Source organism: Desmonostoc vinosum (assembly GCF_059505385.1).
This window is the reverse complement of record NZ_JCACKM010000033.1, coordinates 1-25,516: the sequence shown is the minus strand read 5'-3', so window position 1 is coordinate 25,516 and position 25,516 is coordinate 1. Positions and strand designations below refer to the sequence as shown.

Annotated in this window: 17 protein-coding genes and 1 pseudogene; 10 read left to right on the top strand and 8 right to left on the bottom strand. The window is 42.7% G+C overall.

The window, feature by feature from the left end; genetic code table 11:
- Positions 1-140 precede the first annotated feature (140 nt).
- From AC5JMF_RS04970 to AC5JMF_RS04950, 5 genes are all read right to left on the bottom strand, one after another.
- Positions 141-713 (bottom strand): HD domain-containing protein, encoded by a 573-nt coding sequence (locus AC5JMF_RS04970; protein ID WP_495794618.1) that lies wholly within the window; start codon positions 711-713, stop codon positions 141-143.
- Between the two features lie 224 nt (positions 714-937).
- Entirely contained in the window at positions 938-2,101 is a 1,164-nt protein-coding gene (gene dnaN / locus AC5JMF_RS04965; RefSeq protein ID WP_495794617.1) for a DNA polymerase III subunit beta, read from the bottom strand.
- A 128-nt stretch (positions 2,102-2,229) separates the two neighbouring features.
- Entirely contained in the window at positions 2,230-3,342 is a 1,113-nt protein-coding gene (locus AC5JMF_RS04960) for a sensor histidine kinase (protein ID WP_495794616.1), read from the bottom strand.
- A 5-nt stretch (positions 3,343-3,347) separates the two neighbouring features.
- Positions 3,348-4,058, bottom strand: coding sequence for a response regulator (locus AC5JMF_RS04955; RefSeq protein ID WP_495794615.1), 711 nt, complete (start codon positions 4,056-4,058; stop codon positions 3,348-3,350).
- Positions 4,059-4,133: 75 nt separating this feature from the next.
- Positions 4,134-4,829, bottom strand: coding sequence for a LabA-like NYN domain-containing protein (locus AC5JMF_RS04950; RefSeq protein WP_495794614.1), 696 nt, complete (start codon positions 4,827-4,829; stop codon positions 4,134-4,136).
- A 744-nt stretch (positions 4,830-5,573) separates the two neighbouring features.
- Here AC5JMF_RS04950 and AC5JMF_RS04945 point away from each other — a divergent pair.
- The 5 genes and pseudogenes from AC5JMF_RS04945 to AC5JMF_RS04925 all read left to right on the top strand — a co-directional run bounded on the left by AC5JMF_RS04945 (position 5,574) and on the right by AC5JMF_RS04925 (position 13,971).
- Positions 5,574-5,933, top strand: a complete 360-nt coding sequence (locus AC5JMF_RS04945; RefSeq protein WP_495794613.1) for a VOC family protein — start codon at positions 5,574-5,576, stop codon at positions 5,931-5,933.
- 126 nt (positions 5,934-6,059) lie between these two features.
- Positions 6,060-7,352, top strand: a complete 1,293-nt coding sequence (locus tag AC5JMF_RS04940) for a recombinase family protein (protein ID WP_495794612.1) — start codon at positions 6,060-6,062, stop codon at positions 7,350-7,352.
- A 104-nt stretch (positions 7,353-7,456) separates the two neighbouring features.
- Positions 7,457-11,521, top strand: a complete 4,065-nt coding sequence (locus AC5JMF_RS04935; RefSeq protein ID WP_495794611.1) for an nSTAND1 domain-containing NTPase — start codon at positions 7,457-7,459, stop codon at positions 11,519-11,521.
- 426 nt (positions 11,522-11,947) lie between these two features.
- Positions 11,948-12,807: pseudogene (locus AC5JMF_RS04930) on the top strand (IS5 family transposase).
- A gap of 198 nt (positions 12,808-13,005) precedes the next feature.
- A complete protein-coding gene (locus tag AC5JMF_RS04925) occupies positions 13,006-13,971 on the top strand; it encodes a trypsin-like serine peptidase (protein WP_495794610.1) in 966 nt (321 codons plus the stop codon).
- A 333-nt stretch (positions 13,972-14,304) separates the two neighbouring features.
- Here AC5JMF_RS04925 and AC5JMF_RS04920 read toward each other — a convergent pair whose 3' ends face one another.
- Together AC5JMF_RS04920 and AC5JMF_RS04915 are read right to left on the bottom strand one after the other, a co-directional pair.
- Complete coding sequence (locus AC5JMF_RS04920; RefSeq protein ID WP_495794609.1) at positions 14,305-14,643, bottom strand: KGG domain-containing protein; 339 nt, start codon at positions 14,641-14,643, stop codon at positions 14,305-14,307.
- 198 nt (positions 14,644-14,841) lie between these two features.
- Positions 14,842-15,825: a glycerophosphodiester phosphodiesterase gene (locus tag AC5JMF_RS04915; RefSeq protein WP_495794608.1), complete on the bottom strand. Its 984-nt coding sequence runs from the start codon at positions 15,823-15,825 to the stop codon at positions 14,842-14,844.
- Positions 15,826-15,913: 88 nt separating this feature from the next.
- On the opposite strand from AC5JMF_RS04915, the gene AC5JMF_RS04910 reads away from it, so the two are divergent.
- The 3 genes from AC5JMF_RS04910 to AC5JMF_RS04900 all read left to right on the top strand — a co-directional run bounded on the left by AC5JMF_RS04910 (position 15,914) and on the right by AC5JMF_RS04900 (position 20,978).
- On the top strand, positions 15,914-16,978 hold the full coding sequence (locus AC5JMF_RS04910) for a vWA domain-containing protein (RefSeq protein ID WP_495794607.1): 1,065 nt from the start codon (positions 15,914-15,916) through the stop codon (positions 16,976-16,978).
- Between the two features lie 190 nt (positions 16,979-17,168).
- Entirely contained in the window at positions 17,169-19,232 is a 2,064-nt protein-coding gene (ligA, locus tag AC5JMF_RS04905) for an NAD-dependent DNA ligase LigA (RefSeq protein WP_495794606.1), read from the top strand.
- Between the two features lie 225 nt (positions 19,233-19,457).
- Positions 19,458-20,978 (top strand): tetratricopeptide repeat protein, encoded by a 1,521-nt coding sequence (locus AC5JMF_RS04900; protein ID WP_495794605.1) that lies wholly within the window; start codon positions 19,458-19,460, stop codon positions 20,976-20,978.
- A 628-nt stretch (positions 20,979-21,606) separates the two neighbouring features.
- On the opposite strand, the gene rpiA is transcribed toward AC5JMF_RS04900, so the two are convergent.
- On the bottom strand, positions 21,607-22,317 hold the full coding sequence (gene rpiA / locus AC5JMF_RS04895; protein ID WP_495794604.1) for a ribose-5-phosphate isomerase RpiA: 711 nt from the start codon (positions 22,315-22,317) through the stop codon (positions 21,607-21,609).
- A gap of 101 nt (positions 22,318-22,418) precedes the next feature.
- Between rpiA and AC5JMF_RS04890 the strand changes: the two genes are divergently transcribed.
- Both AC5JMF_RS04890 and dxs read left to right on the top strand, forming a co-directional pair.
- Positions 22,419-23,099, top strand: coding sequence for an S-layer homology domain-containing protein (locus AC5JMF_RS04890; RefSeq protein ID WP_495794603.1), 681 nt, complete (start codon positions 22,419-22,421; stop codon positions 23,097-23,099).
- Positions 23,100-23,467: 368 nt separating this feature from the next.
- Positions 23,468-25,375: a 1-deoxy-D-xylulose-5-phosphate synthase gene (dxs, locus tag AC5JMF_RS04885; RefSeq protein WP_495794602.1), complete on the top strand. Its 1,908-nt coding sequence runs from the start codon at positions 23,468-23,470 to the stop codon at positions 25,373-25,375.
- Positions 25,376-25,516: the final 141 nt, after the last annotated feature.

Genomic DNA, 25,516 nt, shown 5'->3' with positions numbered 1-25,516 from the left:
GTAAAGCCTGCGGCATCGCTTCGCTTAGAGCGAGTTATCGAGCGTCGGTACGAGCGTCAGCGTAAAGCCTACGGCATAGCTTCGCTTAGAGCGACACAGGAGCGTTGCGTCATTACGAATTACGAATTACGAATTACGAATTACGAATTATTTAACACTAGAGTCTCTAATTCTAAAACTACCCGTTCTAATTCTGTAACTATCTCAGTGTTTCCCGTCTGGATGAAAGTACTAACAAGTGCCCGATAATACCAAAGAGTTCCTGCTTTACCGCCTTGAAAACGTTGCCAAAGAGATTCATCCAACACCCGATAATCTTTGAGAATAGAGCGGGCGTTGTAAAGTTTATCAGCCACCGATACAAGTAGCACTGATGGGGAAGCAGTGGGAAGATGAGCAAGATATGCTTCCTTGCGCTGTCGCCATGGAGGTTTTGGTATAGTATCGGCGTCGGTGCAACCATCCACAATCGCTGTAACATTGTCTCCAAAACGGCGGCGAATTTCTTCTCTAGTTGCCGCACCACCTTGATCTTCTATAGCATCGTGCAAAAGGGCTGCTATAGCTTCATCTTCATTAGCCCCATATTCTAAAGCAATACTGGCAACGCCCAATAAATGGGCAATGTAGGGAATACCCGAACCTTTACGAACTTGGTTAGCGTGGAGTTGGGTAGCGTAGGTAAGAGCTGCGGTAAAGCGTTCTGAAAGCATGGTTGCGTAGGGAGTGGGGATGAGGAGGATGAGGGGGATGAGGGAGATGAGGGAGTAAAAAGTTGACAGGCAGGGGAAAAATCACAAACACCCACTCCTCACCTTTCACTTCCAATTCCCTATTAATTACGAATTACGAATTACGAATTACGTTAGCGAAGCGGTAGCGAGTCCTCGATAGCGAAGCGTTAGCGACACAGGAGCGTCGCGTCATTACGAATTATTTAATTACGAATCTGCACAGGCATTGCTAAATATGTCATTTTTAAGCCACCCACTGGTGTAAAAATTACTGGGGTTAAGCTTTGATTGAGGTGGATTTGAATTTCAGAAGATGGTAAAGCTTTTAATCCTTCCATCAAATATCTAACATTAAAAGCTATTTCTATATCTTCCCCAGAGATTTGTGCTGGCATTGACTCTCTACCACTGCCGACATCTTGTAGTTCACAAGATAAGGTGATTTCTTGGGCTGCACTATCAATGCTAATCTTGACAATATTATTCTTTTGATCTGCTAGTACAGCAATTCTTTCTAAGGTGCTGAGGAATTGGCGTCGCTCAATTGTGAGTTGCCGCTCGAATTGACGCGGAATCAGTTGCCGATATGTAGGATATTGTCCTTCTAGAGTGCGACTGGTCAAGCGTTGATTTTGCCAGGCAAAGACAACTTGACCTTGATCGAAATATAGAGCTACAGTTTCCTCTGATGATGAATGATGAGCCAACATCCGCTCTAGTTCACGCATCGCTCTACTGGGTACTGTAACCTGTAGTTGGCTTTCGTTACCAAGGGGACTTTCGTTGGTGGTTTCTACGACTGCTAAGCGATGTCCATCTGTGGCTGCAAATTCTAGTGTATCTTGTTTGACTGTTAAATGTACTCCTGTGAGTACTTGCTTGGTTTCATCACTGCTGGTGGCAAATAATGAACCCCGCAATCCTTCAATTAGTGCAGCTATGGTGAGGTGGAGGACTTCGGTATTTTCAATGATAGGTAGTTCGGGAAAATCTTCAGCCCCCATTGCTCGCACTTGATAATGTCCACTTTTGGGTGTGAGTGTGACGATTAAACCTTCGCCACTGGATGTTGCACCTGTAACGGCTGATTCATCATCTAGGGTGATTTCTCCCTCTGGGAGACGAGAGGTGATGTCTACAAGTAATTTAGCAGGAAGCGCGATCGCTCCTCCTTCCCATACCTCAGCATTAAAGCTGGTGCGGATACCTAAACTAAGGTCAAAGGCTGTTAAGCTCACCTGGTTGGTTTGAGCATCTGCTTGTAGTAGCACGTTAGCTAATACCGGATGAGTCGGTCGTGACGGGACAGCACGACTAACTAGTGAGAGGTTTGTACTAAGATCGCTTTGGGCACAAACTAATTTCATAATAATTCGTAATTCGTAATTGAAAATATAGCAATATTTACTTAGAAAATTTAATACTAGCAATTCAAAATCTAGTGTTTGGTTATGATTTTACTGTGCGAAAATGCTTAAAGGCGATCGCTAACAACTCAAGCCAAGGGAAGACAAAACCGAAACATACTACCAACTCCTAGTGTACTTTCTACCTGAATTTGACCAGCTTGCAATTCAATCAAACGGCGAGAAATCGTTAAACCAATACCAGTACCTCCAGAATGACGTGCCCGTGATTGATCAGCTCGCCAGAAACGCTCAAATACATGGGGCAAATTCTCCGCAGCAATACCAATACCTGTATCAATTACTGCAATCCATAATTGAGATGCTGCAATCCACGCACGTACAGTAATTGTACCTTCACTGGTATACCGTACTGCATTCCCCAGCAGATTGACTAGTACCTGTTCTGTGCGGTCAATATCCGCTAATACAGGAGGCAGTAAAGATGGACATTCCAAGTATAGAACTGGCCCATCTTCCAATAATTGATCGCTAAATCTTTCGACTAAAGACTCTAACAAAGGACGCAGATTAACTGGTTGGATATTAATAGGCAAATAACCAGCTTCTGCTTTTGAGAGTTCTTGTAAATCATTCACCAACCGTTCTAAACGTTTAGTTTCTTTTGCTAAACGCCGATAAATCTCAGGAGATGCTTCAATTGCCCCATCAGCAAGTTCCTCTAAGTAACCACGCACGACTGTCAGCGGTGTCCGTAATTCATGAGTCATGTCTCCAATCAATTCTCGTCGTCGGACTTCCACTCCTTCCAAACTGGCTGCCATGCGATTGAAACTAGCACCCAGTCGATTGAGTTCTGGAATATCAGATAGAGGCAACCGGGCATTCATCTGACCAGTAGCAAACTTTTGGGTAATTTGTTCCATCTCATTCAACCGCTGCATAATTCGTCTGGACACCCAATAGCTTAACCCTCCAGCGGCAGTAGTCCCTACTATAACTGACCAAAGAGTGCTGCGCTGCCAAGCAGTTTCAAATCCTTGAACCAAATCAGTGCGGATATTGATTAAATCTATTCTTTCGCTTTCTAATCTTTCTAAATGTAGGACAAAAAAGCGCGGAGAGGAAACTTTGCTCATGATCACAAGACTAATTATCCCCACTATCATCACTACTAGATGGGAGAAAAATAGGCGTGATGCTAAAGGTAAGGATTTCGTCCAACGCAGTCCCGTCTTCATGATGCTTAATGCATGAGGGGGTCTTCAAATTTATAGCCGACTCCAACAACAGTTTTAATAAAAGTAGGGTTTGCTGGGTCAGGTTCAATCTTTTTTCGCAACCGAGCTACATGAGTATCAACTACTCGTTCGTCACCAAAAAAGTTATCCCCCCATAGTTTATCAATTAGTTGAGTGCGGTTCCAAACCCTATTGGGGCTGCTGACAAAGGTGGTTAACAAATTAAATTCTAAGGTAGTTAAATCTAGAACTTCTGGCTGTTGGTTGTTCATTTGACGACTAGCTGTACGCTGGTCTATGTCTACTATAAAATGTTGGGTACGATTAACTTGATGTTGTCCCCCTTGGCGCAGACTACGCCGCAGTAGTGCCCGCACTCTAGCTACTAACTCTCTGGGACTAAATGGTTTGACCATGTAATCGTCTGCACCAGTAGATAAACCAATTACACGATCAATTTCTTCGCCCTTAGCTGTAAGCATTAAAATGTAGGGATCTTTCGCACCAGGTTTTTGGCGAATTCTCGCACAAACTTCTAGCCCATCCAAACCAGGAATCATTAAATCTAAAATAACTAAATCAGGTGGTAGTTCCTGAAATATTTTTAAGGCATTTACACCATCACAGCTAATCCGACAAAAAAAACCTTCTTTTACTAAAGTAAGTTGAATTAAATTGGCAATTTCTGGTTCATCTTCGACTATTAAAATATCCATTTTTATCGAGCTTGAGCAAAATTTGTGATTTTACTTTTAGGTAGTTTCTACAATTTTTGCAGATGTATTTTTTGATTAAAGATTGGAATTGGAAGGTGTGCGATGATTGTAGCCTAAATGAGTATCTTTTTGGATGTGTTTTTTAATACTGTCGATATCGATGAAGTAGTCAGCAACATCAATGAGACTATCGCTGGTTATGGTTCGCAGACTTACAATTTCTACCCGCACGCCCGTGCTGCTGATGGCATTCACAGCATAGGCTAAATCTCCATCTCCACTGACTAAGACAGCAGTATCGTAATAAGGAGCTAGACTAATCATGTCCACAGCAATTTCTACATTCAGATTTAATTTTTTTAAGTTATCTACTGGTGGGGCTGTGTCTTTGGTGACTACGCGATAACCATGACGACGCATCCACAATAAAAAACCTTGTTGTTTTTCGTTGTTGAAATCAACTCCAGTGTAGAAGAAGGCACGTAATAGCCGCGAACCGTTTGTTAAATGACAAAGCAATTTCACATAATCAATCTCAATACCAAGTTGTAAAGCTGTATGAAAGAGATTCAACCCATCAATAAAAATAGCAACTCGACCACGATTTAAGCCATTAAAAGTAGAATTTTCAGCTGTAGTATCTGGCATTTTAGAGTCTTGACTTTTGACATTATTAGTGACTGAAGGTTTTTGCTGCCAGTGTGGTTTATCTTTAAGGCTTTTATATTCATGAAATTCACTTGCCTGTTTATTAAAATGGTTAATGGTCACTTAATACCTCTAGATTTTAAACTCAAAATAATTATCTGTGGTCTGTGCTGAATTATAACCCTAGCAGGAAATGGTCTTCGGTCGCTGAACGCAAATAAACTTAACTTGCTTGGACTTGAAAGAATCCCAGGTACACAGCTTGAGGTTTTTTACTGATTTAAGCGCTAGTTTAGCAATCTATTTCCCCCTGTTCACAGATATGCTGGTCTTCATACACATTGAAAGCACGCAATTAGGCTAAAGGAGATTGTTCTTGGGTGAGTGGTTAAATTAGCGATCGCCATTAGCCCATCTTCATTTTAACTCCATATTTCAAGAATCATCCTGGCAGAAAACTTCTCTATATTGATTTAGTGATATTGCTCACAAAGCTTCTCAAGCCGAGATTAATGAATAGAAAATTTTAATAATTGAAGTCAAGTATCTCCAGGTAATATTTTGATATATCAATAGTAAGGTTAATTGAGATTTGTGTTCATACCATCTCTAGTCTGGGAAAAATCTAAAAACTTTCTTCAATTTTGGGCTGAAGATACATTCTTATATTAAGTATAGTGACTTGAATTTAACTTAGCCCCAATGGAAGGGAATGGGGAACTTGTACTGAGCAAAGTCGTACCCTTCTCCTTTGGAGACACTAACGCGAACGGGATCTTGCTATGCGTAGCGTCTTTGATAAAAGAAGTATGGGTGTTTGTTATTTCTCCCCCTGCCTCTTATCAACCTGATTATGGAATAATGACAATGCAGATTACCCAGAGTCTCCATACAGCTATTCTCGTGACTGATTTAGAACGCTCTGAACACTTTTATGTCCAAGTGTTGGGGTTATCTAAAATTAATCGCTCGTTGAAATATCCTGGTGTCTGGTATCAAGTTGGTAGCTATCAACTTCATTTGATAGTTGCGCCTGTCACTCCCACCGAAAACCCAAATGCCAAATGGGGGCGCAATCCCCACATCGCCTTTTCAGTCGTTGATTTAGATAATGCTAAAGAGGAATTGCTCAAACAAAATTATCCCATTCAAGCCAGCGCCTCCGGTCGTGCCGCCCTCTTTATTCAAGATCCTGATGGGAATATTATTGAACTGAGTCAGCAGTGAGGGATGAGGGGGATGAGGGGGATGAGGGGGATGAGGGGGATGAGGGGGACGCGGAGAATAATCAATAACAATTCCTAATTCCCCTACTCCCTACTCCCTACTCCCTACTCCCCATTCCCAATTCGCATGAAAATCATCGCCTACGTCTACATCGATCCTTTAATAGAACCTGCTACTGAGCAAATTAATTGGAAATGGGAGGTGGATCGGGTTTATGAAGATTTGGGCAAGCGATCGCAGCTACAACAATTACTTACTGATTGTAAAATCGAACCAGCAAATTATCTGTTACTCCGGCGTTTGCAAGAGTTGGGTGATACTGTAGAGCAAGTGAGCGATCGCTTGCATGAATTGGAAGCAATGGGAGTAATGATTATCGCCACTGAGCAACCCTACACTTCAGAAAACTCTCATCTGCGGGTTGAGTTAATCGATTTGCTACAGGAAATTCAACGTCAGCAGCGCAGCCGTCGTATCCGCCAAGGACATGCCCGCAGTCGTCTTGATAATGCACCCCCACCTGGCAAAGCTCCCTATGGCTACCGCAAGGGTAAGGAAAAATACATTATTGACCGTAGTACATCACCTGTAGTCAAAGATTTTTTTGAACATTTTTTACTCTATGGTTCTCTGCGGGGTTCAGTTCGCTACCTGGCGAAAAAATATGGCAAGAAAATTTCTGTCACCACTGGACGACGCTGGTTAACTAATCGAGTCTATCGTGGTGATACAGCTTATCAAAATGGTGAAATTATCTCTAATACTCATATTGCGATCATTTCCAAGGAAGAAGCAGCCCAAGTTGACCGACTTCTACGCCGCAATAGCCGTTTACCACCCCGAACAGCTAGCGCACCGCGTTCTTTAGCTGGGTTAGTTGTGTGTGGTGAGTGTGAGTCATATTTGACAGTTACCCGTGTTACCCAGCATCACCAAGATCAAGAGTATCTTTACCTTCGTTCTCCTAGCTGTCCCCGACACCCCAAATGTCGAGCTATTGCTTATCAACAGGTTTTAGAACAAACTATTGAAACGGTCTGCCGTGATTTACCCCTGGCAGTGGCAGGGATGAATTTTCCCCAGTTGGATGCTGTTAAGAATAGTCTAGGGGAAGCGATCGCTCGTCAGCAAGAAATACTTGCTCAATTACCTGATTTAGTCACCACAGGCATTCTAGATACCGAAACAGCCAAGTTAAGAGCTTATAAACTCCGCACAGAAATTTCTGCACTCCAGGCCAAGCTAGCGACTCTACCACCTGTAAACTTGCGTTCTGTCGCCCAAGCTGTTTCAATTGCTCAATTCTGGTTGGACTTATCAGAAACAGAACGCCGATTTTACTTTCGAGAATTCATTCAGAAAATTGAGATTATTCGGCAACAGCAAGAGTGGGAATTGCGAGTGGTGTTTATTTTTTGAGTATCCTGCCCATTTATGCCGAAATTTTTTGCTTTTTTGATTCTGGAGTCATATGTGTTGGACTGGTAGTTTATGTAGTCGCACTGATATAAAGCGTTTATTAGATGAGTCATACCCATGTCAAAACCATTTTAATTCTGGCAGCAAATCCGACAAATAGCTCAAGGCTGCGACTTGATGAAGAAGTTCGAGAAATTGATGAAGGATTGCGACGCGCTCACAAACGAGAGGAGTTTAAATTAGAGCAAAAATGGGCAGTGCGATCGCGTGACTTCTACCGAGCTATGGTAGATTATCGGCCCCAGATAGTTCACTTCTGCGGACACGGAACTGGGCAAGATGGGATTGTTTTAGAAGATGAAACAGGACAGCTAGCATTAATCTGTGCAGACACACTGGGGAGTATGTTTAAGTTGTTTGCTACTAGAGGAGTTGATTGCGTAGTTTTAAACGCTTGTTACTCACTCATGCAAGCAGAAGCAATTAGCCAACACATCAACTATGTGATTGGCATGAATCAGACAGTAGGGGATAAAGCAGCTATTGCTTTTGCTGTAGCGTTTTATGATGCGATCGCTGCGGGGGAAGAGGTAGAATTCGCCTATGAGCTTGGCTGTTCTCAAATGATTGCTTTTTCGGAACAGCAGATTCCGGTACTGAGAAAAAAACAGTCAATTATCCCTACAGCCTTCCAACCAGAAGTTATTCCTCCTAACCCCTACCAAGGATTGTCTGCATTTGGGGAAGAAGATGCAGCATTCTTTTTTGGACGAGAGGTGCTTGTGAATAACTTAGTGCAAGCAACTCATGCTGAGCCGTTGGTAGCAGTGATTGGCCCTTCTGGTAGTGGTAAATCTTCTGTGGTGTTTGCGGGACTAATTCCGCAATTGCGAAGTCAAGGAAGTTGGCTGATTGAATCTTTTCGTCCTGGTAATCAACCGTTTTATCAGCTGGCTTCTGCATTGGTACGTCAATTAGAACCAGAAGTTAGTGAGACTGAAAAATTGCGATCGGCAGTTGGACTAGCAGCAGATATGCAGCAGGGTAAAGTTACTTTGCTACACGTAGCGTCTCGGATTATAGAACGTAACTCAGATAAACGTCTGCTATTGTTTGCTGATCAATTTGAAGAACTGTACACCCTTTGTCAGAAAGGAGAACAGGAAAGCTTTATTGATACGTTACTCCAAGCGATCCATCATCAAAGGATCACGGTGGTTTTCACTTTACGCGCTGACTTTTACGGCTATGTCCTCTCTAATAGAGCTTTTCGGGATGCATTGCAGGAGTTTACACCCCAGCTAGTCAGTTCCATGAGTCGAGAGGAACTACAAGCGGCGATCGCTCTACCTGCCCAAAAGCTGGAAGTACAATTTGAGGCACAATTACAAGAGCGAATTTTGGATGATGTGGGACTTGAGCCGGGAAATTTACCACTGTTGGAATTTGCTCTTACCCGACTATGGTCAAAGCAGCAAAACCGGATATTAACTCACCAAGCATATACTGAAATTGGCGGTGTGAAACAAGCATTAGCTAATCATGCCCAGCAGATTTATCATCAACTGAGCGTCACAGAGCAAAAGCAGGCACAGCGAATTTTTGTCCAATTAGTGCGTCCTGGGGAAGGAACGGAAGATACTCGTCGATTAGCTACCCGCAAAGAAGTTGGGGAAGAGAATTGGGTATTAATAAGTTATTTAGCAGGATATCAAGCCCGTTTAGTTGTTACGGGACGCGATGACAACTCAAAAGAAGATACGGTAGAGGTTGTCCATGAAGCGCTGATTCGAGAATGGATCACTCTGCGCGAGTGGATGAATGCTAATCGTCAGTTCCGCGTTTGGCAGGAACGGTTAAAAGTAGCCATGCTGGAGTGGAAAAACAGCAGTCATGATTCTGGGGCATTGTTGCGAGGTGTGCCGTTAACTGTAGCAAAAGATTGGTTGCAAAAACGCTCAGAGCAAATGACGCAACAGGAGCGAGATTTTATTGCGGCTAGCACCAGTCAACGGGATAGGGAGAAGCAAGAACGCGATCGCCAAAGGCAGATGAGAGCGATCGCCGCTTGTTGCTTCTCTGCGATTACCCTAATTTTAGCTGGGGTAGCGAGTTTTGGTTGGCGGAGTGCTGCAATCAGAGAAATTACTTCTCTGATTATTACTGCCGATGCATTGCTGAACTCAAATGAACAAAAAGCTCTCAAAACCAGTTTAAAAGCTGTTGAGAAAATGCAACATATACCTTGGGTAGATACCGATACCCGCACACAGGTAGAACTGACATTACTCAATACAGTTGACAATGTTGCCGCCCCAAACACCTTGGGAGGACACGCCAGCGCGGTTTATGGCGTCAGCTTCAGCCCGGATGGCAAAATGCTAGCCTCTGCCAGTGATGACAACACAGTGAAACTGTGGAATACCGCCACAGGCAAAGAAATTAAAACCCTGTTTGGGCATACAAACATAATTAATGACGTCCGCTTTAGCCCAGATGGCAAAATATTGGCTTCTGCTAGTTATGAAGGCACAGTCAAACTATGGAATATCGACACAGGTCAAGTCATTAATACCTTCACCACTGGTCATGCAAACGCGGCTATGGGCATCAGCTTCAGCCCGGATGGCAAAATATTAGCTTCTGCTTACGGTGACAAGACAGTGAGACTATGGGATACCGCCACAGGTCGAGAAATTAAAATTCTCTATGGTCATACAGACTGGGTTAATAGTGTCAGCTTCAGCCCGGATGGCAAAATCCTGGCTTCTAGTGGTAATGACGGCACAGTGAGACTGTGGAATACCGACACAGGTCAAGAAATTAAAACCCTGACTGGGCATAGCAGCTGGGTTTATAGCGTCAGTTTCAGTCCAGATGGCAAAATCCTAGCTTCTGCTGGTCGTGACCGCATAGTCAAACTGTGGGATACCGCCACAGGTCAAGAAATTAAAACCCTTTCTGGTCACAGAGACTGGGTTAATAGTGTCAGCTTCAGTCGAAATGGCAAAATCCTGGCTTCTGCTAGTCGTGACAGCACAGTCAAACTGTGGGATACCGCCACAGGTCAAGAAATTAAAACCCTGACTGGTCATACAAACGCGGTTTTGGACGTCAGCTTCAGTTCAAATGGCAAAATGCTGGCAACCGCAAGTTATGACAACACAGTAAAACTGTGGGATACCGCCACAGATCAAGAAATTAAAACCCTGACTGGGCATAGAAACTGGGTTAATGACGTCAGCTTTAGCCCAGATGGCAAAATTTTGGCTTCTGCTAGTAGTGACAACACAGTGAAACTGTGGAATACCTCTACAGGCCAAGAAAACAAAACCCTCTATGGACATAGAAATTGGGTTAGTGGCGTCAGCTTCAGCCCAGATGGCAAAATGCTAGCTTCTGCAAGTGGTGACTACACGGTAAAACTGTGGGATCTCACCACAGGTCAAGAAATTAAAACCCTGACTGTGCATAAAAACGCGGTTTATGATGTTAGCTTCAGCCCAGATGGCAAAATCCTGGCAACGGCAAGTTACGACAAAACAGTGAAGTTGTGGGATACCGCCACAGGTCAAGAAATTAAAACCCTGACTGGACATACAAACGCGGTTAGGAACGTTAGCTTCAGCCCAGATGGCAAAATGCTCGCTTCTGCAAGTGATGACAACACGGTGAAACTGTGGAATGTTGCCACAGGTCAAGAAATTAAAACCCTGGCTGGGCATCGAAACTGGGTTTATGGCGTCAGCTTCAGCCCAGATGGCAAAATCCTGGCTTCTGCAAGTTATGACAACACAGTGAAATTGTGGGATACCGTCACAGGTCAAGAAATTAGAACCCTGTCTGAGCATAGAAGTTGGGTTGGTGGCGTCAGTTTCAGCCCGGATGGCAAAATCCTGGCTTCTGCTAGTGCTGACAACACAGTAAAACTGTGGAATGTTGCCACAGGTCAAGAAATTAAAACCCTCTCTGGGCATATGAGCAGGGTTAATGGTGTCAGCTTCAGCCCAGATGGCAAGATGCTGGCAACGGTAAGTGATGACAATATGGTGAAACTGTGGAGATGGGATTTTGATGATTTACGTAGGCAAGGGTGCGTGTTCATCCGTGAGTATTTCAAAACTAGCCCCAACGAGGCCGATGCTGAAATTATCAGTATGTGCGGTTGATAGTTTGCATCTATAAAACTCATATTTGATTTCATGTCTGGCTAATCACTTATCATAAAAATTTCACCGCGTCCCCCTTCGGGTGACGCTCGCAAGCTCGCTAACGCTGCGCTAACGCAGTCGCCTGCGGAGGGAAACCCTCCTTTACTCGCTGTCTCACCGCGTCTCCCTATCTCCGCGTCAGCCCAATCATAAGTCTTTAAACGGACATGATATGATTTCTGACTTTCCTACTCCCTGCCCACGTAAATAATTTCATGAATCAAGTCAGATTCTTTTATCAGCTTAACGATAGATCAATTACTGATATTGTTTGAAAATAATTATCAAATTTTTTAGAGCTGATTCGTAAAGAAAATCTGAAGAGAACAGAGCCTCAGTTTACTCAGGCTATAGGCTAAATCAATAACACTTATGTTCTTGTCGATGAGCCGTCTACCAGCGATTGAAAATCTGCACCGCAAGCCCTATCCAAGTGATTTAAGCGATGCCGAATGGTTAATCCTCAAGCCTCTTCTACCAAAACCCAAAGGATTTGGGCATCCTATAGAAGTAGATTTACGAGAAATTCTCAATGCGATTTTCTACGTACAACGAACTGGATGTCAATGGAAAATGTTACCTCATGACCTTCCACCGTACACAACAGTGTACGGATACTTTCAAAAATGGCAACGCAAAGGCATCTGGCAGAAAGTTCACGACCAAGTACGTCATCAACTGCGACAAGATTTAGGGCGAGATGAACACTCTACTGTGGCGATCGCAGACTCTCAGTCGGTGAAGACCACGGAAAAAAAGGAGCCAGTGCGTTGGGCGGCTTCGCCGACTTGAAGCAACTGGCGTGGGAGGTCTACGGTTTTGATGGTGGTAAAAAGGTTAAAGGGCGTAAGCGCCATATAGTTGTAGATTCTCAAGGTTTGTTGATCGGTGTTTTAGTGACCGAAGCCAATGCCTCGGAGCGTTTAGGAGCTGTAATTGTCCTAGACGAAGCTATTGAGGAATTGTCCAAATTAGAAGTTGTTTGGGTAGATCAGGGCTATTCGGGCGATAACTTTGCTCAAGCCGTTAAACAAGTTTGTGGACAACAGGTTCGAGTCGAGGTGATTCAAAGGAACTCGAAAACATTTGAGCGACTGCCGAAACGATGGATTGTAGAACGTACATTCGGCTGGCTCAATCGATTTCGGCGTTTGAGTAAGGATTATGAATTATATACAGAGTTAAGTGAAGCTATGATTTATGGTTCATTAATTCGTTTAATGATAAAACGAATGGTATCTTAAGCTTTTGTTTACGAATCAGCTCTAATGCCTCTCATCTTTAGTTGTTGCAAAAACAGCAACATAAACGGATTTATCTGAATAACTTAATAAAATAACAATAAATTTTCAGCAATATCCCTGAAGACAATCGAATAATTTATCATCCCCCTTTGTAGAGTCATTCAACAATTTTTACTTTTTAACCCCGGAGTGATCTCAATGACTAAAAAGCCTGTCTACAAACAACCTTTGGCTCTCTTTAGTGCTGGAATTCTGAGTACTTTGATTTTAGGTAGTTGGGTATCTGTACAAGCGCAAAAAGCACCACAACCAACTACGCCACCTAAATTCACCAAATTCCAAGAGGCAGGCCAGTTACAACTATCAGAAGTTGGTAAACCTTTCAAACCTTCGGGATTGAATCAGTCTGAAAAACCTACTGGTGATGTTAGAGGAATCCCCGATGGTATAGACGATCGCCTTCCCATGCTCAGCCGAGAATATCCTTGGTCGGCTATCGGTCGTGTGCAAGGCACAACAACGAATGCTAAAAGTTACCATTGCACAGGTACCTTAATCGCTGACAACATAATTTTGACAAATGCCCACTGCGTCATTGACCCCCAAACCCATCAATTAAGTAAGGAAATTCTATTTTTACCAAATGTCATCAATGGCAATGTCCAAAATAAAAGAGATGTAGCCTTAGTAGAACAAGTAATTTATGGTACAGACTTCAAGAGTGGCGGTATCACTGATCAAGTCAATGATTGGGCACTTTTGAAAATTAATAAGCCACTAGGTCGCAAGTATGGTTATTTAGGATGGAAATCTATACCTTCCTCGACTTTGATTAAGAACAAAGAAAAATTGTTCTTTGTCGGTTACTCTGGCGATTTTCCCGATCCTAATAAAAAAGGTTATGAGTTTCTGACTGCTGGCCCTGGATGGACTGCCGGTTATCAGGCTGGGTGTAGCATTGTTCGGGAGGAGCAAGAAGTGCTGCTGCATGATTGCGATACTGCTGGTGGTTCTTCTGGTGGCCCAATTATTGGCGTCATTAATGGTCAGCCTTATATTGTTGCTCTTAACAATGCTGAACTTAAAAACCCGCGATCTCATCAAGATATTATCAACCTGGCTGTAAAAGTCTCTTTCTTGGATCGATTAGCTGGCAGAAAGTAAAAGGGAATTGGGAATTGGCTTCTCCTGTCAAAGACGCTCTTGCTAGCAATTTTAATTCGGCAAATTTTGATTTCAGAGGGAGTGGCGATGTGGGAGTAGGGAGTAGGGAACCCACGCCTTAAGGCGTGGGATTGAAGTAAGGACGCATTGTGCCTCGTTGCAAGCAATCTCGGCACAAATCTTTTCCTAACAGTAATGACCCACAAAAGACAGTTTTTAATGTTTTTGTATCCCTACTCCCTACTCCCTACTCCCTGTTTTGGTAATAAACCTCAATTTTTAGAACCCCGATTAAAAAAATCGGGTTCTGACACAGTGTAAAATCTCTAGTTTTTATCTATTTTTATGGCTCTGCCGTCCTGCTTCGGCATGTTGTTCTCTTGTACCACCTTGAGTTCCTTTTGTTTGATTTTCTTCGTTATCAGTCTCATTATTCTCTTGGTTGCGGCCACCGGAGTGAGAGTGTTTGCCACCCTCACGTCCGATTTCTGCCATGTGTTCTCTATTCTGACTTACGGTTTCACCACCTTTACGTCCGGCTTCACGAGCTTCTTCAGATGTAAACTCATGAGCAGTACCTTTTTCATGGGCAGCATGTCCACCTTTGCTGGCAATTTCGCGCTGCTTGTCTTCATCCATTGAAGCAAAGCCACGCTTGCTTGTATTTGCCATAGTAATACTCCTTGTAACTAAATCAGTTAGTCAAGTTTCTATTGATTGACCCTCCCAATTTAGCCACCTCAATCAACTGTATTCATTGCCCTTTAGGGAGAAACGTTTTCAGCTAAGCTTTAACTTGAGATATATAACCTCAGCTTCAGAACTTGGGTAATTGCAGCTTTCCTGAAAATTTTGTAGTATTTGGGTAAATTAGCTAGTGCGATCGCGCATAGTTACAGCAATATCTACAAAATCACTAAATACGCCATCAATACCCAAACCAAAAAATAGTTCATACTCTCCTTGAGGATTTCCTAAAAAATCTCGTGGTAAAAAATAGTCTTCATTGCGGAATGTCCAAGCATGAACTAATAAACCAGCTGCATGTGCATCAGTAACTAAGGATGTTGGTGATAGTAATTTACCAATATTGTCTTGAGGAACAATCAAATTTTTATTGATACCAATTGCTTGAGCATATCGAGCAATTTCTTTTAATTCTGATACAGTTACTAAATCTGCATAGGTGCGAACATCACCACTGACTGTAAAATCGTAAGGTTTGCCACTAATATTAAGTAATTGTACTAAAGGTAAATCAGTTGTTGTAGATAAAGCCTGTAAATTACTCACTTCAAACGATTGAATAAATACGGGTGCATTAGTTCCTTGATAACCGTTGGCGTGCAAAGTTGCTAACAGAGGTGCTTCTAAGGATAAACCAATACTCTGAAAATAAGTCTGATGTTTAGTTTCTGGATAAATACCAATTATTCGCCCAATCTCTGCACTTTTAGACTTAACTAAATCAATGATTTCTTGCAGCGTAGGAATTTCAAATAATCCATCATAAATAATATTTTGTGGACGCAATTGAGGAATGCGTTCTTGAGCTTTAATAGTTTTGATTTCTGCTAGAGTAAAGTCTTCTGTAAACCAGCCAGTTTTGATTTCTCCATCAATTATCTTAGTAGTTTGGCGGTGAGCAAATTCTGCATGGCTGGCAACATCAGTGGTTTGAGAAATTTCATTCTCATGACGCGCGATTAATATCCCGTCTTTGGTGGTGACTAGATCTGGTTCAATATAATCAGCACCTAAAGCGATCGCAAGTTCATATGCAGCTAAAGTGTGTTCAGGACGGTAGCCGCTAGCACCTCTGTGAGCAATCACAATTGGAGATGTCACTGTCATCTTTTAGCCATTCGTATTACTCTTTGACACTGCTCATCTCAAAGTTAAAATAGAAGTATCAAATGCATCTTTTAATTATATCAGGCTTATGTCCAGCAATAACATCGAGATTGTTTTCAGCTTTGATACCACAGGAAGTATGTATCCTTGCCTGACTCAGGTACGGCGTAAAATCAAAAACACTGTCACCAGATTAATAGATGAAATCCCCTTGATCAAAATTGGAATTATTGCTCATGGTGACTACTGCGATGAAGGCTCAACTTATGTCACAAAGACATTTAACTTATCTGGTGATGTTGACGCCATTTGTGATTTTGTCCAAAATGTAGAACCTACTGGTGGCGGCGATGCACCGGAATGCTACGAATTAGTATTACATGAATCTCAATCTCTGTCTTGGTCAAAATCTGCATCAAAATCGCTGGTTTTAATCGGTGATGATATCCCCCATCCACCAGCGCACAATCCTAAAAAGCTCAATTGGCGTAAAGAGTTAGATAAATTAACTGATGCAGAAATTACAGTTTATGGAGTTCAGGCACTCAATCGCCCCCATGCCACTCCTTTTTATCAAGAACTTGCAGAAAAATCTGGTGGATTTCATATCAACTTAGACCAATTTGCTTATATTACTGACTTGTTTTTAGCAGTTTGTTATCAGCAATCTTCTAACGAACAACTGCAAGCTTATGAACAAGAAATAATTGATCAGGGACGTATGAGTCGTGGGTTGAATAAAATATTTAACACCATGATGAAACGAGAAGGAAAATCTTATTATGAATCGACAGATTTGCGGGCAGTTTCTCCAGGGCGCTTTCAAATTTTAGAAGTTGATCAAGATATTTCAATTAAAGCATTTGTTTTAGAAAATGCTTTGAGTTTCAAAGTTGGACGGGGGTTTTATGAATTTACTAAAACCGAAACTATCCAAGCTCAAAAAGAAATTATCCTGATGGATAGGGCAACTGGTGATTTATTTGAAGGTAGCGCGGCACGAGAAATGTTAGGTCTACCGATGGATGCAACAATTCGGATTAAACCGAGTAACCTAGAAAAGTATGTTGTATTTGTTCAAAGTACCTCTGCTAATCGCAAACTGATTGGCAAAACCCGATTTTTATATGAAGTCGAAGATTGGGATCGGTAATTATTGAAGAAGGGAACAGGGACTGCGTATTGAATCTGAAAAAACTACACTTGTGAGGGAGGTGAGGGAGGTGAGGGAGATGAGGGAGAAAATTTCGTAAGCGTCCCCATTCCCAATTCTCCAGTCCCCAGTCCCCATACTTCGACTTCGCTCAGTACAAGTTCCCAATTTCCATTTTCAAATAAATCTAATGATACAGATGAAGTTAGAAGTTAAGCGCACAGAAGAACTACGCCAGTTGTTACAACAAGCAAGCTATGCGTATTATGTCTTAGATGCGCCAATCATGGAGGATACAGTTTATGACCAGTTGTATCGAGAGTTACAAGATTTAGAAACTCAGTATCCAGAGTTAGTAACTGTTGATAGTCCTACTCGGCGGGTGGGTGAGAAACCAGCTACACAGTTCACATCAGTACGGCATAATATCCCCCTATACAGTTTGGAAAATGCATTTAATATTGATGAATTGCAAGGGTGGGATCAACGTTGGCGGCGACAATTACCTGCTGCTAATTCTTCCCTTGCTGATGGGGTAGAATATGTCTCTGAACTCAAAATAGATGGTTCTGCCATAGCTTTAACTTATGAGAATGGCATTCTAGTTAGAGGTGCTACTAGGGGCGATGGGGTGATGGGTGAAGATATCACTCAAAATGTGCGAACAATTCGCTCAATTCCGTTGCGCTTGACTTTGCAGACTTTACAAGCAGCGTCTTTACCAGAAAAGGTAGAAGTGCGTGGTGAGGCGTTTTTGCCGTTGGAAGTATTTAAACAAATTAACGAAGAGAGACAAAAAGCAGGTGAGCAGTTATTTGCTAATCCCCGCAATGCCGCAGCAGGTACACTCAGACAATTAGATTCCCGGATTGTAGCTAGACGACGGTTAGATTTTTTTGCCTATACACTGCATATTCCCGGTTGGGATGATACCAGTATTGCTAATACCCAGTGGGAAGCACTGGAATTGTTGGAAAAAATGGGTTTTCGGGTAAATCCTAACCACAAGTTATGTGCTTCAATAGCAGAAGTAGGAGAATATTACAACTACTGGGATACCCAAAGGCTGAATTTACCCTACATGACTGATGGGGTGGTAGTAAAGCTGAATTCTTTCAAGCTGCAAGAACAGTTGGGGTTTACGCAAAAATTCCCCCGGTGGGCAATAGCGTTGAAGTATCCAGCCGAAGAAGCGCCTACCCGTGTCGAGAATATTGCTGTGAATGTCGGTAGGACAGGGGCTTTAACGCCATTAGCAGAAATGCGCCCAGTACAATTAGCGGGGACGACAGTTTCTCGCGCTACATTACACAATAGCGATCGCATTGCTCAATTAGACATCCGTATTGGTGATACTGTCATCGTCCGTAAAGCCGGGGAAATTATTCCCGAAGTGGTGAGAGTCCTCAAAGAACTCCGTCCCGCTGACACCGCACCTTTCATCATGCCTACTCATTGCCCAGTCTGCGGCCAACCAGTGGTGCGAGAATCAGGTGAGGCAGTAACTCGATGCGTCAATGCTTCCTGTGCAGCGATTCTCAAAGGCGCGATTGAACATTGGGTAGGCCGTGATGCCTTAGATATCAAAGGCATGGGAGAAAAATTAGTGCATCAACTTGTGGATAAGGGTTTGGTGCATTCCGTTGCCGATTTATATGACTTGACAGCAGATAAATTATCTGCATTAGAAAGAATGGGGAACAAATCGGCAGAGAAATTAATTGATGCGATCGCTCAATCAAAAAATCAATCTTGGTCAAGAGTACTATATGGTTTAGGCATTCGTCACGTTGGTAGTGTAAATGCTCAACTATTAACCGAGAAATATTCCACAGTAGAAGAGCTTGCTACAGCCAAGCAATCAGACATCGCCGGAATTTACGGCATTGGTGCGGAAATTGCCCAATCTGTATATCAATGGTTTCAAATTGATGCCAATCAAACTTTAATTTCTCGCCTAAAAACAGCAGAGTTACAGTTAGCTAGCACAGAAGAAACAATACTTAATGATGGCAATCAAAAGTTTGCTGGTAAGACCTTTGTCATTACAGGGACATTGCCAACTTTAAAACGAGATGAAGCAAAAGCTTTAATTCAGAAAGCTGGGGGAAAGGTAACTGATTCTGTTAGTAAAAAAACAGATTATCTCGTTGTTGGAGAAGATGCAGGTTCAAAATTAGAGAAAGCACAAGCTTTAGGAATTATGCAGTTAAGTGAGGCACAGCTACTAGAAATTTTGGCAGATTCAGACTAATTATGTGAACTACCCCACCCTAGCAAAGCTAGAGGGTGGGGCTTCTGTACTCATCGGCGAGTGCCTCAAACTAGTAAAGTAAATAAAAAAATATTTGGCTACTCCTCATACATCTTTTCCCTTATACATAAAAATTATCAATAAACTCTGCATCCAGATCATAAAAAGAATAGTACTGGCAGAAATGGAGTATTAACCATGAAGTACTTATTTCTCATTTGCATAATGATACTATTATTTATCACTCCTAGTGAAGCGATCGCTCAAGCAAAACAGCCCTATCCGCTAATATCTGGACTTGGTATGTTGCATCATCAAGTTTCCACAAATAATCCCCAAGCGCAAAAGTTTTTTGACCAAGGATTAAGTTTGATTTACGCTTTCAATCATGATGAGGCTGCACATTCTTTTCAACATGCTGCGGAATTAGATCCGCAATTAGCCATGGCTTACTGGGGTATTGCTTTAGCTCTTGGGCCTAATATTAACTTGAACATTGACCCCGATCGCGAGCAAGCTGCTTATCAAGCAATACAACAAGCTTTGGTACTCTCCACTCAAGCACCAATTCCAGAAAAAGGCTACATCGCCGCCTTAGCAAAAAGATACACCAACAATCCCAATATCGATTTATATAAACTAGCAGTGGATTATAAAAACGCCATGGCAGAGTTAGTCAAGCGTTATCCAGATGATTTAGATGCTGCAACACTTTATGCTGAAAGTTTGATGGATTTGCATCCTTGGCAACACTGGACAAAAGATGGTAAGCCACAGCCAGATACTGAAGAGATTGTCAGTATTTTAGAATCGGTACTCAAACGTAACCCGAAACATATAGGTGCTAATCATTACTACATCCATGCAGTAGAGGCATCACTTTCGCCAGCACTCGCCCTCGAAAGCGCTAGGCGACTGGAAACTCTAGCCCCAGCGGCAGGGCACTTGGTACATATGCCTTCCCATATTTATTTTCGTGTGGGGGATTATCTCAAAGCAATGCGGTCAAATCAACAAGCGATCGCTATAGACGACAAATATATCAAAGAATACCATCCTCATGGCATCTATCCGCAAATGTACTATAACCATAACGTGCATTTCCTGATGGTGGCTAGCAGCATGGCGGGGAGATATCAAGACGCCCTCAAAGCTGCGGATAAATTAGTGAAAAATGCGATCGCGATCGACCCTCATGTACCATTCCTAGAAGGATTCTTAGGCAGTAAAATGCTGATTCAATTACGCTTTCATGACTGGGACGCCATCTTGAAAACTCCGACACCTGACGCACAACTACCTACAACCTCAGCAGTTTGGCATTTTGTTCGCGGTATGGCAAACGCTGCCACAGGAAAAATAGCAGCAGCCACAAGCGAGAGTCAGGCATTGCTAACCGCTTCACAGACAATTCCTCTAGAAGCAACCATTGGTTTTAGTCCTGCCAGTCGCATTTTAGACATTGCTACAAAAGTTCTAGATGCTAAAATTGCCCAAGCCAAGAAAGATTATGAATCTGCCATTCAATTACTCAAAACTGCAACAGTAGCAGAAGATGCGCTCGATTACGTAGAACTACCAGATTGGTACTTGCCTACACGGGAATTATTGGGTGGTGTACTTTTGGCTAAGGGCGACTATGCAGAAGCGGAAAAAGTCTTTCGTGCCGATTTAGCAAAGAATCCTCATAACGGACGTTCTTTATTGGGTTTGCAGACAAGTTTGGAGGCACAAAGTATTAAATAATTCGTAATTCGTAATACTTCGACTTCGCTCAGTACAAGTTCGTAATTCGTAATTCACGTCTAATGTAAATTAGATATTAAAACGAATGATGATTTTGTCAATACCCTCACTCTAAATCTAGGTTAAGTACCATTTGGTAGTAGTAGTGTGTCAAGACTAAAATATTGCATTAAAAAGAACTCTTGTGGGATGCGCGTCTCGCCCGTCCGTGGCGATTGTTGTCAAGTTAACGTAGAACCGATGTCCCGCAAGAAACTGAAGTTCCTTGCTAATAGCAAAAGTCATCTCAAGATGACTGAATATCCCCCAAGATTTTGAGTCTACTTCAGTAGACTTGAGCTATTAGCCAAGAAATTTATTTCTTGGCGGGTGAGGAAGCCAATACCGAAGATATTTCTAGCTTCAGTTGACACCAATGGCTTTACGGCCCATCCCACAAGAAAACTTATTACATCATTTTAGCCTAGTCGCACCCTACAAAATTAAAGTTTTTAATTCACATTAGGCGTAATTCGTAATTAAGTTTTGTAATGGGGATTTAGCGCCAAGTCACCAGGGGGTAATTGGTAATAGGCCTATTACCCATTACCAATTACCAAATTCCTCGTCCACAAGGGGACGAGGAATTTTAAAGTTGCCTGACCAATGGCTGACCATCTTTGACTTCGCCAACTAAAACTACATCCGCACAATTGACGAAGATTCCATTTTCCAGAACGCCGGGAATATTATTCAGTATTTTTTCGAGGTTAACCGGGTCATCAATCGAGTCAAATCTGACATCCAAAACAAAGTTACCTTGGTCGGTGATTACTGGGCCAGCTTTTTTTACGCCCATACGGAGTTCAGGCTGACCACCGAGTTTTTTAATAGCATCGGTGACGGGAGTAATTGCCATGGGGATGACTTCTACTGGTACAGGAAAGCTTGAACCTAAGCGGTCTACTAACTTACCACTATCTACCACGACAATAAACTGATTTGCTAAGTAGTCTACGACTTTTTCACGGGTATGGGCTGCACCACCGCCTTTAATCAAATTCTTCTGGGGATCAACTTCATCTGCACCATCAATGGCAATATCGATGTGGTTAATCGCATCTAAGGTGGTAAGAGGCACACCATACTGTTTTGCCAACACTTCTGACTGAAACGAGGTAGGAATACCCACAATATCTTGAAGTTCGCCAGACTTGAGGCGATCGCCCAAAAACTGAATTGTGTACGCTGTGGTTGACCCTGTACCCAATCCTACAATCGAACCTGATTTTACCAAAGCGGCAGCGGCTTTGCCAACTTCTTGCTTCATCAACTTTACGGGGTCTGCTGCTGCTGTCATTCCCAAAAACTCCTGAAAAACTGACTATAGTCAATAGTAGTGGGCAGACAACGCCAAAACTTAACAAATTTATTCGTACAGCAGCAAAAAGTGTTCTTGTGATGCGTCAATTTTCAATTACTCTTTCGTTAGTAGCACTACTCCAAAACTTACCAGTAATTGTTCAGGCTCAAGTTCCCCAAACCAATTCTGGGATGCCATCTGATTCAATTCAACAAGTAATTACTGCCAAATGGATGACAAACTTTGCCGATGGCAATTTTTATGCAGAAAGATTGCTGAGTCGAGCAGAATTAGCCGCGATTATGGTGAAAGTCTTTCGACTGGATAAAAGACAAGCCGCCAGCAAAGAAAATTTAGTCATTCCCGATGTGCCTACTTCCCATTGGGCATTTAATGATATTCAGATAGTCTTAAAAACTGATATTATGAAGGGTTATCGCGGTAAGTCATTTTTCCCTAACCAAAGAGTCACAAGAGCAGAAGCTTTTGCGATTTTCGCCCAAGCTTATGGCGTATTTCAATTTTCTGATGATGCTGTGAATGAAATTTTAGCATCCAAACCAGATCAAGCATCAATCCCAGTATGGGCCAGAAAAGCGATCGCTACAGTAGTTTCCGAAGGATTTATCAACACAGACACCCAAGGCAATATCTCCCCCCTACGACCGGCGACGCGTGGAGATATGGCCTATGTATTGAGTAAATATTTACAAAGACAACAAAAACAACCAGAAACACCAGAAGTGCCCATTATTCCTGATAGTCCACAATCTCCCTAAGTAGAAAATAGATCTACGGTATACACATGTCTTGCTCAAAACTTTACCCTCGCTTTTCGCTACGCTCAAATATTTCCTTCTGGGAAGTTAAAAAAGGGATGCCCAACAGCTTAGGGTGAGGTTTACAAGGACTTTTGAGTGATTCGATTACTTGTACGTGTACCGTATAAGTAGAAATGAGGTGACAAAGGAAATTATGGAGGTTAATGTAACAAGTAACACTCGAAAACTTACTAATTACGAAGTAGTTGTTACAAAGCTATACTTTCGGCTACAACCAACTTAGCAATAGTCAGATTTTGTGGGCAACCCGACCGTGGGAAAATCAAAATACCGAAACTAGAGAATAGAGAGGAAAACACCATAGTATGCATCTGAGCGAAATTACCCATCCCAATCAGTTGCACGGTTTGTCTATTCGGCAACTGCAACAAATTGCTCGTCAGATTCGAGACAAACATCTGCAAACCGTAGCAGCAACTGGGGGACACTTGGGGCCAGGGTTGGGTGTTGTAGAATTAACTCTAGGACTTTACCAGACACTAGACTTAGATCGGGATAAAGTAATTTGGGATGTAGGACACCAAGCTTATCCCCATAAACTCCTTACAGGACGCTACAGTAACTTTGACACCCTCAGGCAAAAAAACGGAATTGCCGGTTATCTCAAACGCTGTGAAAACAAGTTTGACCACTTTGGTGCTGGACATGCTTCTACTAGTATTTCAGCAGCATTGGGTATGGCTGTAGCACGAGACATGAAAGGAGAAAAATTTAAAGCCGTTGCCGTTATTGGCGATGGTGCCCTGACTGGGGGTATGGCGTTGGAAGCCATCAACCACGCGGGACACTTGCCAAAAACTAACCTACTAGTTGTGCTGAACGACAACGAAATGTCCATCTCTCCTAACGTGGGTGCAATTCCTCGCTATCTCAATAAAATGCGCTTGAGTCCCCCAGTGCAATTTATCAAAGACAATTTTGAGGAACAATTCAAGCAAATTCCCTTTGTTGGTGAATCCTTGTCTCCCGAACTAGGGCGCATCAAAGAAGGGATGAAGCGCTTAGCTGTCCCCAAGGTAGGTGCAGTTTTTGAAGAACTCGGCTTTACCTACATGGGGCCAGTAGATGGGCATAATCTAGAGGAATTGATTGCCACCTTCCAACAGGCACATCAGATACAGGGACCAGTGTTAGTACATGTGGCAACTGTGAAGGGCAAAGGCTATGAAATTGCCGAACAAGACCAAGTAGGCTATCATGCCCAAACCCCCTTCAACCTAGTAACCGGCAAAGCTATCCCTTCTAGCAAACCCAAGCCCCCAGCTTACGCTAAAGTTTTTGCTCATACCTTGGTGAAACTAGCTGAACAAAATCCCAAAATCATTGGGATTACTGCGGCAATGGCAACTGGGACAGGCTTAGATAAACTCCAAGCAAAACTACCCAATCAATATATAGATGTGGGTATTGCTGAACAACACGCCGTCACTTTAGCAGCGGGGCTGGCGACTGAAGGTATGCGCCCCATCGCCGCTATTTACTCTACCTTCTTGCAACGCGCCTACGACCAAATAATTCACGATGTTTGCATTCAAAACCTGCCAGTGTTCTTCTGCTTAGACAGAGCAGGAATTGTTGGGTCTGATGGGCCTACCCATCAAGGTATGTATGACATCGCCTATTTGCGTTGCATTCCCAACATGGTACTGATGGCACCCAAAGACGAAGCCGAACTCCAACGCATGATAGTAACTGGTGTTAACCATACCAGTGGCCCCATTGCTATGCGCTATCCTCGTGGCAATGGTTACGGTGTTCCTTTAATGGAAGAAGGTTGGGAACCTTTGGAAATCGGTAAAGGAGAAATTCTCCGTACAGGCGATGATGTGTTAATCGTCGGCTATGGCACAATGGTCTATCCGGGGATGCAAGCCGCTGAAATCCTCAGCGAACACGGCATTGAAGCAACTTTCATCAATGCCCGTTTTGCTAAGCCCTTAGATACTGAGTTGATTTTGCCTTTGGCTAAGAAAATCGGACGCGTCATCACCCTAGAAGAAGGTTGTGTGATGGGTGGCTTCGGTTCGGCAGTAGCAGAAGCCTTGTTAGATGCCGATGTTGTCGTGCCCATCAAGCGTATTGGTGTACCAGATGTGTTGGTAGACCATGCCACACCCGATGAATCTAAAGCAGACTTAGCTTTAACTAGCCATCAAATAGCAGAGAGAGTATTGCAAGCCTTCTTTCAAAAACAACCATCTGCTGTTATCTAATGAAAGGGAACGCTTAACATCAAAATAATCTGATAAAAATAACCTCTCACTGAGAGGTTATTTTCGTCAGTAGCTGCTAAAAGATCTCATATCATGTCCGTTTAAAGACTTATGATTTGGCTGACGCGGAGATAGGGAGAC

Coding starts and splice junctions, on each gene's coding strand:
- AC5JMF_RS04970 (WP_495794618.1), bottom strand. CDS start 713: ATGCTTTCAGAACGCTTTACCGCAGCTCTTACCTACGCTACCCAACTC.
- dnaN (WP_495794617.1), bottom strand. CDS start 2,101: ATGAAATTAGTTTGTGCCCAAAGCGATCTTAGTACAAACCTCTCACTA.
- AC5JMF_RS04960 (WP_495794616.1), bottom strand. CDS start 3,342: ATGAAGACGGGACTGCGTTGGACGAAATCCTTACCTTTAGCATCACGC.
- AC5JMF_RS04955 (WP_495794615.1), bottom strand. CDS start 4,058: ATGGATATTTTAATAGTCGAAGATGAACCAGAAATTGCCAATTTAATT.
- AC5JMF_RS04945 (WP_495794613.1), top strand. CDS start 5,574: ATGCAGATTACCCAGAGTCTCCATACAGCTATTCTCGTGACTGATTTA.
- AC5JMF_RS04940 (WP_495794612.1), top strand. CDS start 6,060: ATGAAAATCATCGCCTACGTCTACATCGATCCTTTAATAGAACCTGCT.
- AC5JMF_RS04935 (WP_495794611.1), top strand. CDS start 7,457: ATGAGTCATACCCATGTCAAAACCATTTTAATTCTGGCAGCAAATCCG.
- AC5JMF_RS04925 (WP_495794610.1), top strand. CDS start 13,006: ATGACTAAAAAGCCTGTCTACAAACAACCTTTGGCTCTCTTTAGTGCT.
- AC5JMF_RS04920 (WP_495794609.1), bottom strand. CDS start 14,643: ATGGCAAATACAAGCAAGCGTGGCTTTGCTTCAATGGATGAAGACAAG.
- AC5JMF_RS04915 (WP_495794608.1), bottom strand. CDS start 15,825: ATGACAGTGACATCTCCAATTGTGATTGCTCACAGAGGTGCTAGCGGC.
- AC5JMF_RS04910 (WP_495794607.1), top strand. CDS start 15,914: ATGTCCAGCAATAACATCGAGATTGTTTTCAGCTTTGATACCACAGGA.
- ligA (WP_495794606.1), top strand. CDS start 17,169: ATGATACAGATGAAGTTAGAAGTTAAGCGCACAGAAGAACTACGCCAG.
- AC5JMF_RS04900 (WP_495794605.1), top strand. CDS start 19,458: ATGATACTATTATTTATCACTCCTAGTGAAGCGATCGCTCAAGCAAAA.
- rpiA (WP_495794604.1), bottom strand. CDS start 22,317: ATGACAGCAGCAGCAGACCCCGTAAAGTTGATGAAGCAAGAAGTTGGC.
- AC5JMF_RS04890 (WP_495794603.1), top strand. CDS start 22,419: ATGCGTCAATTTTCAATTACTCTTTCGTTAGTAGCACTACTCCAAAAC.
- dxs (WP_495794602.1), top strand. CDS start 23,468: ATGCATCTGAGCGAAATTACCCATCCCAATCAGTTGCACGGTTTGTCT.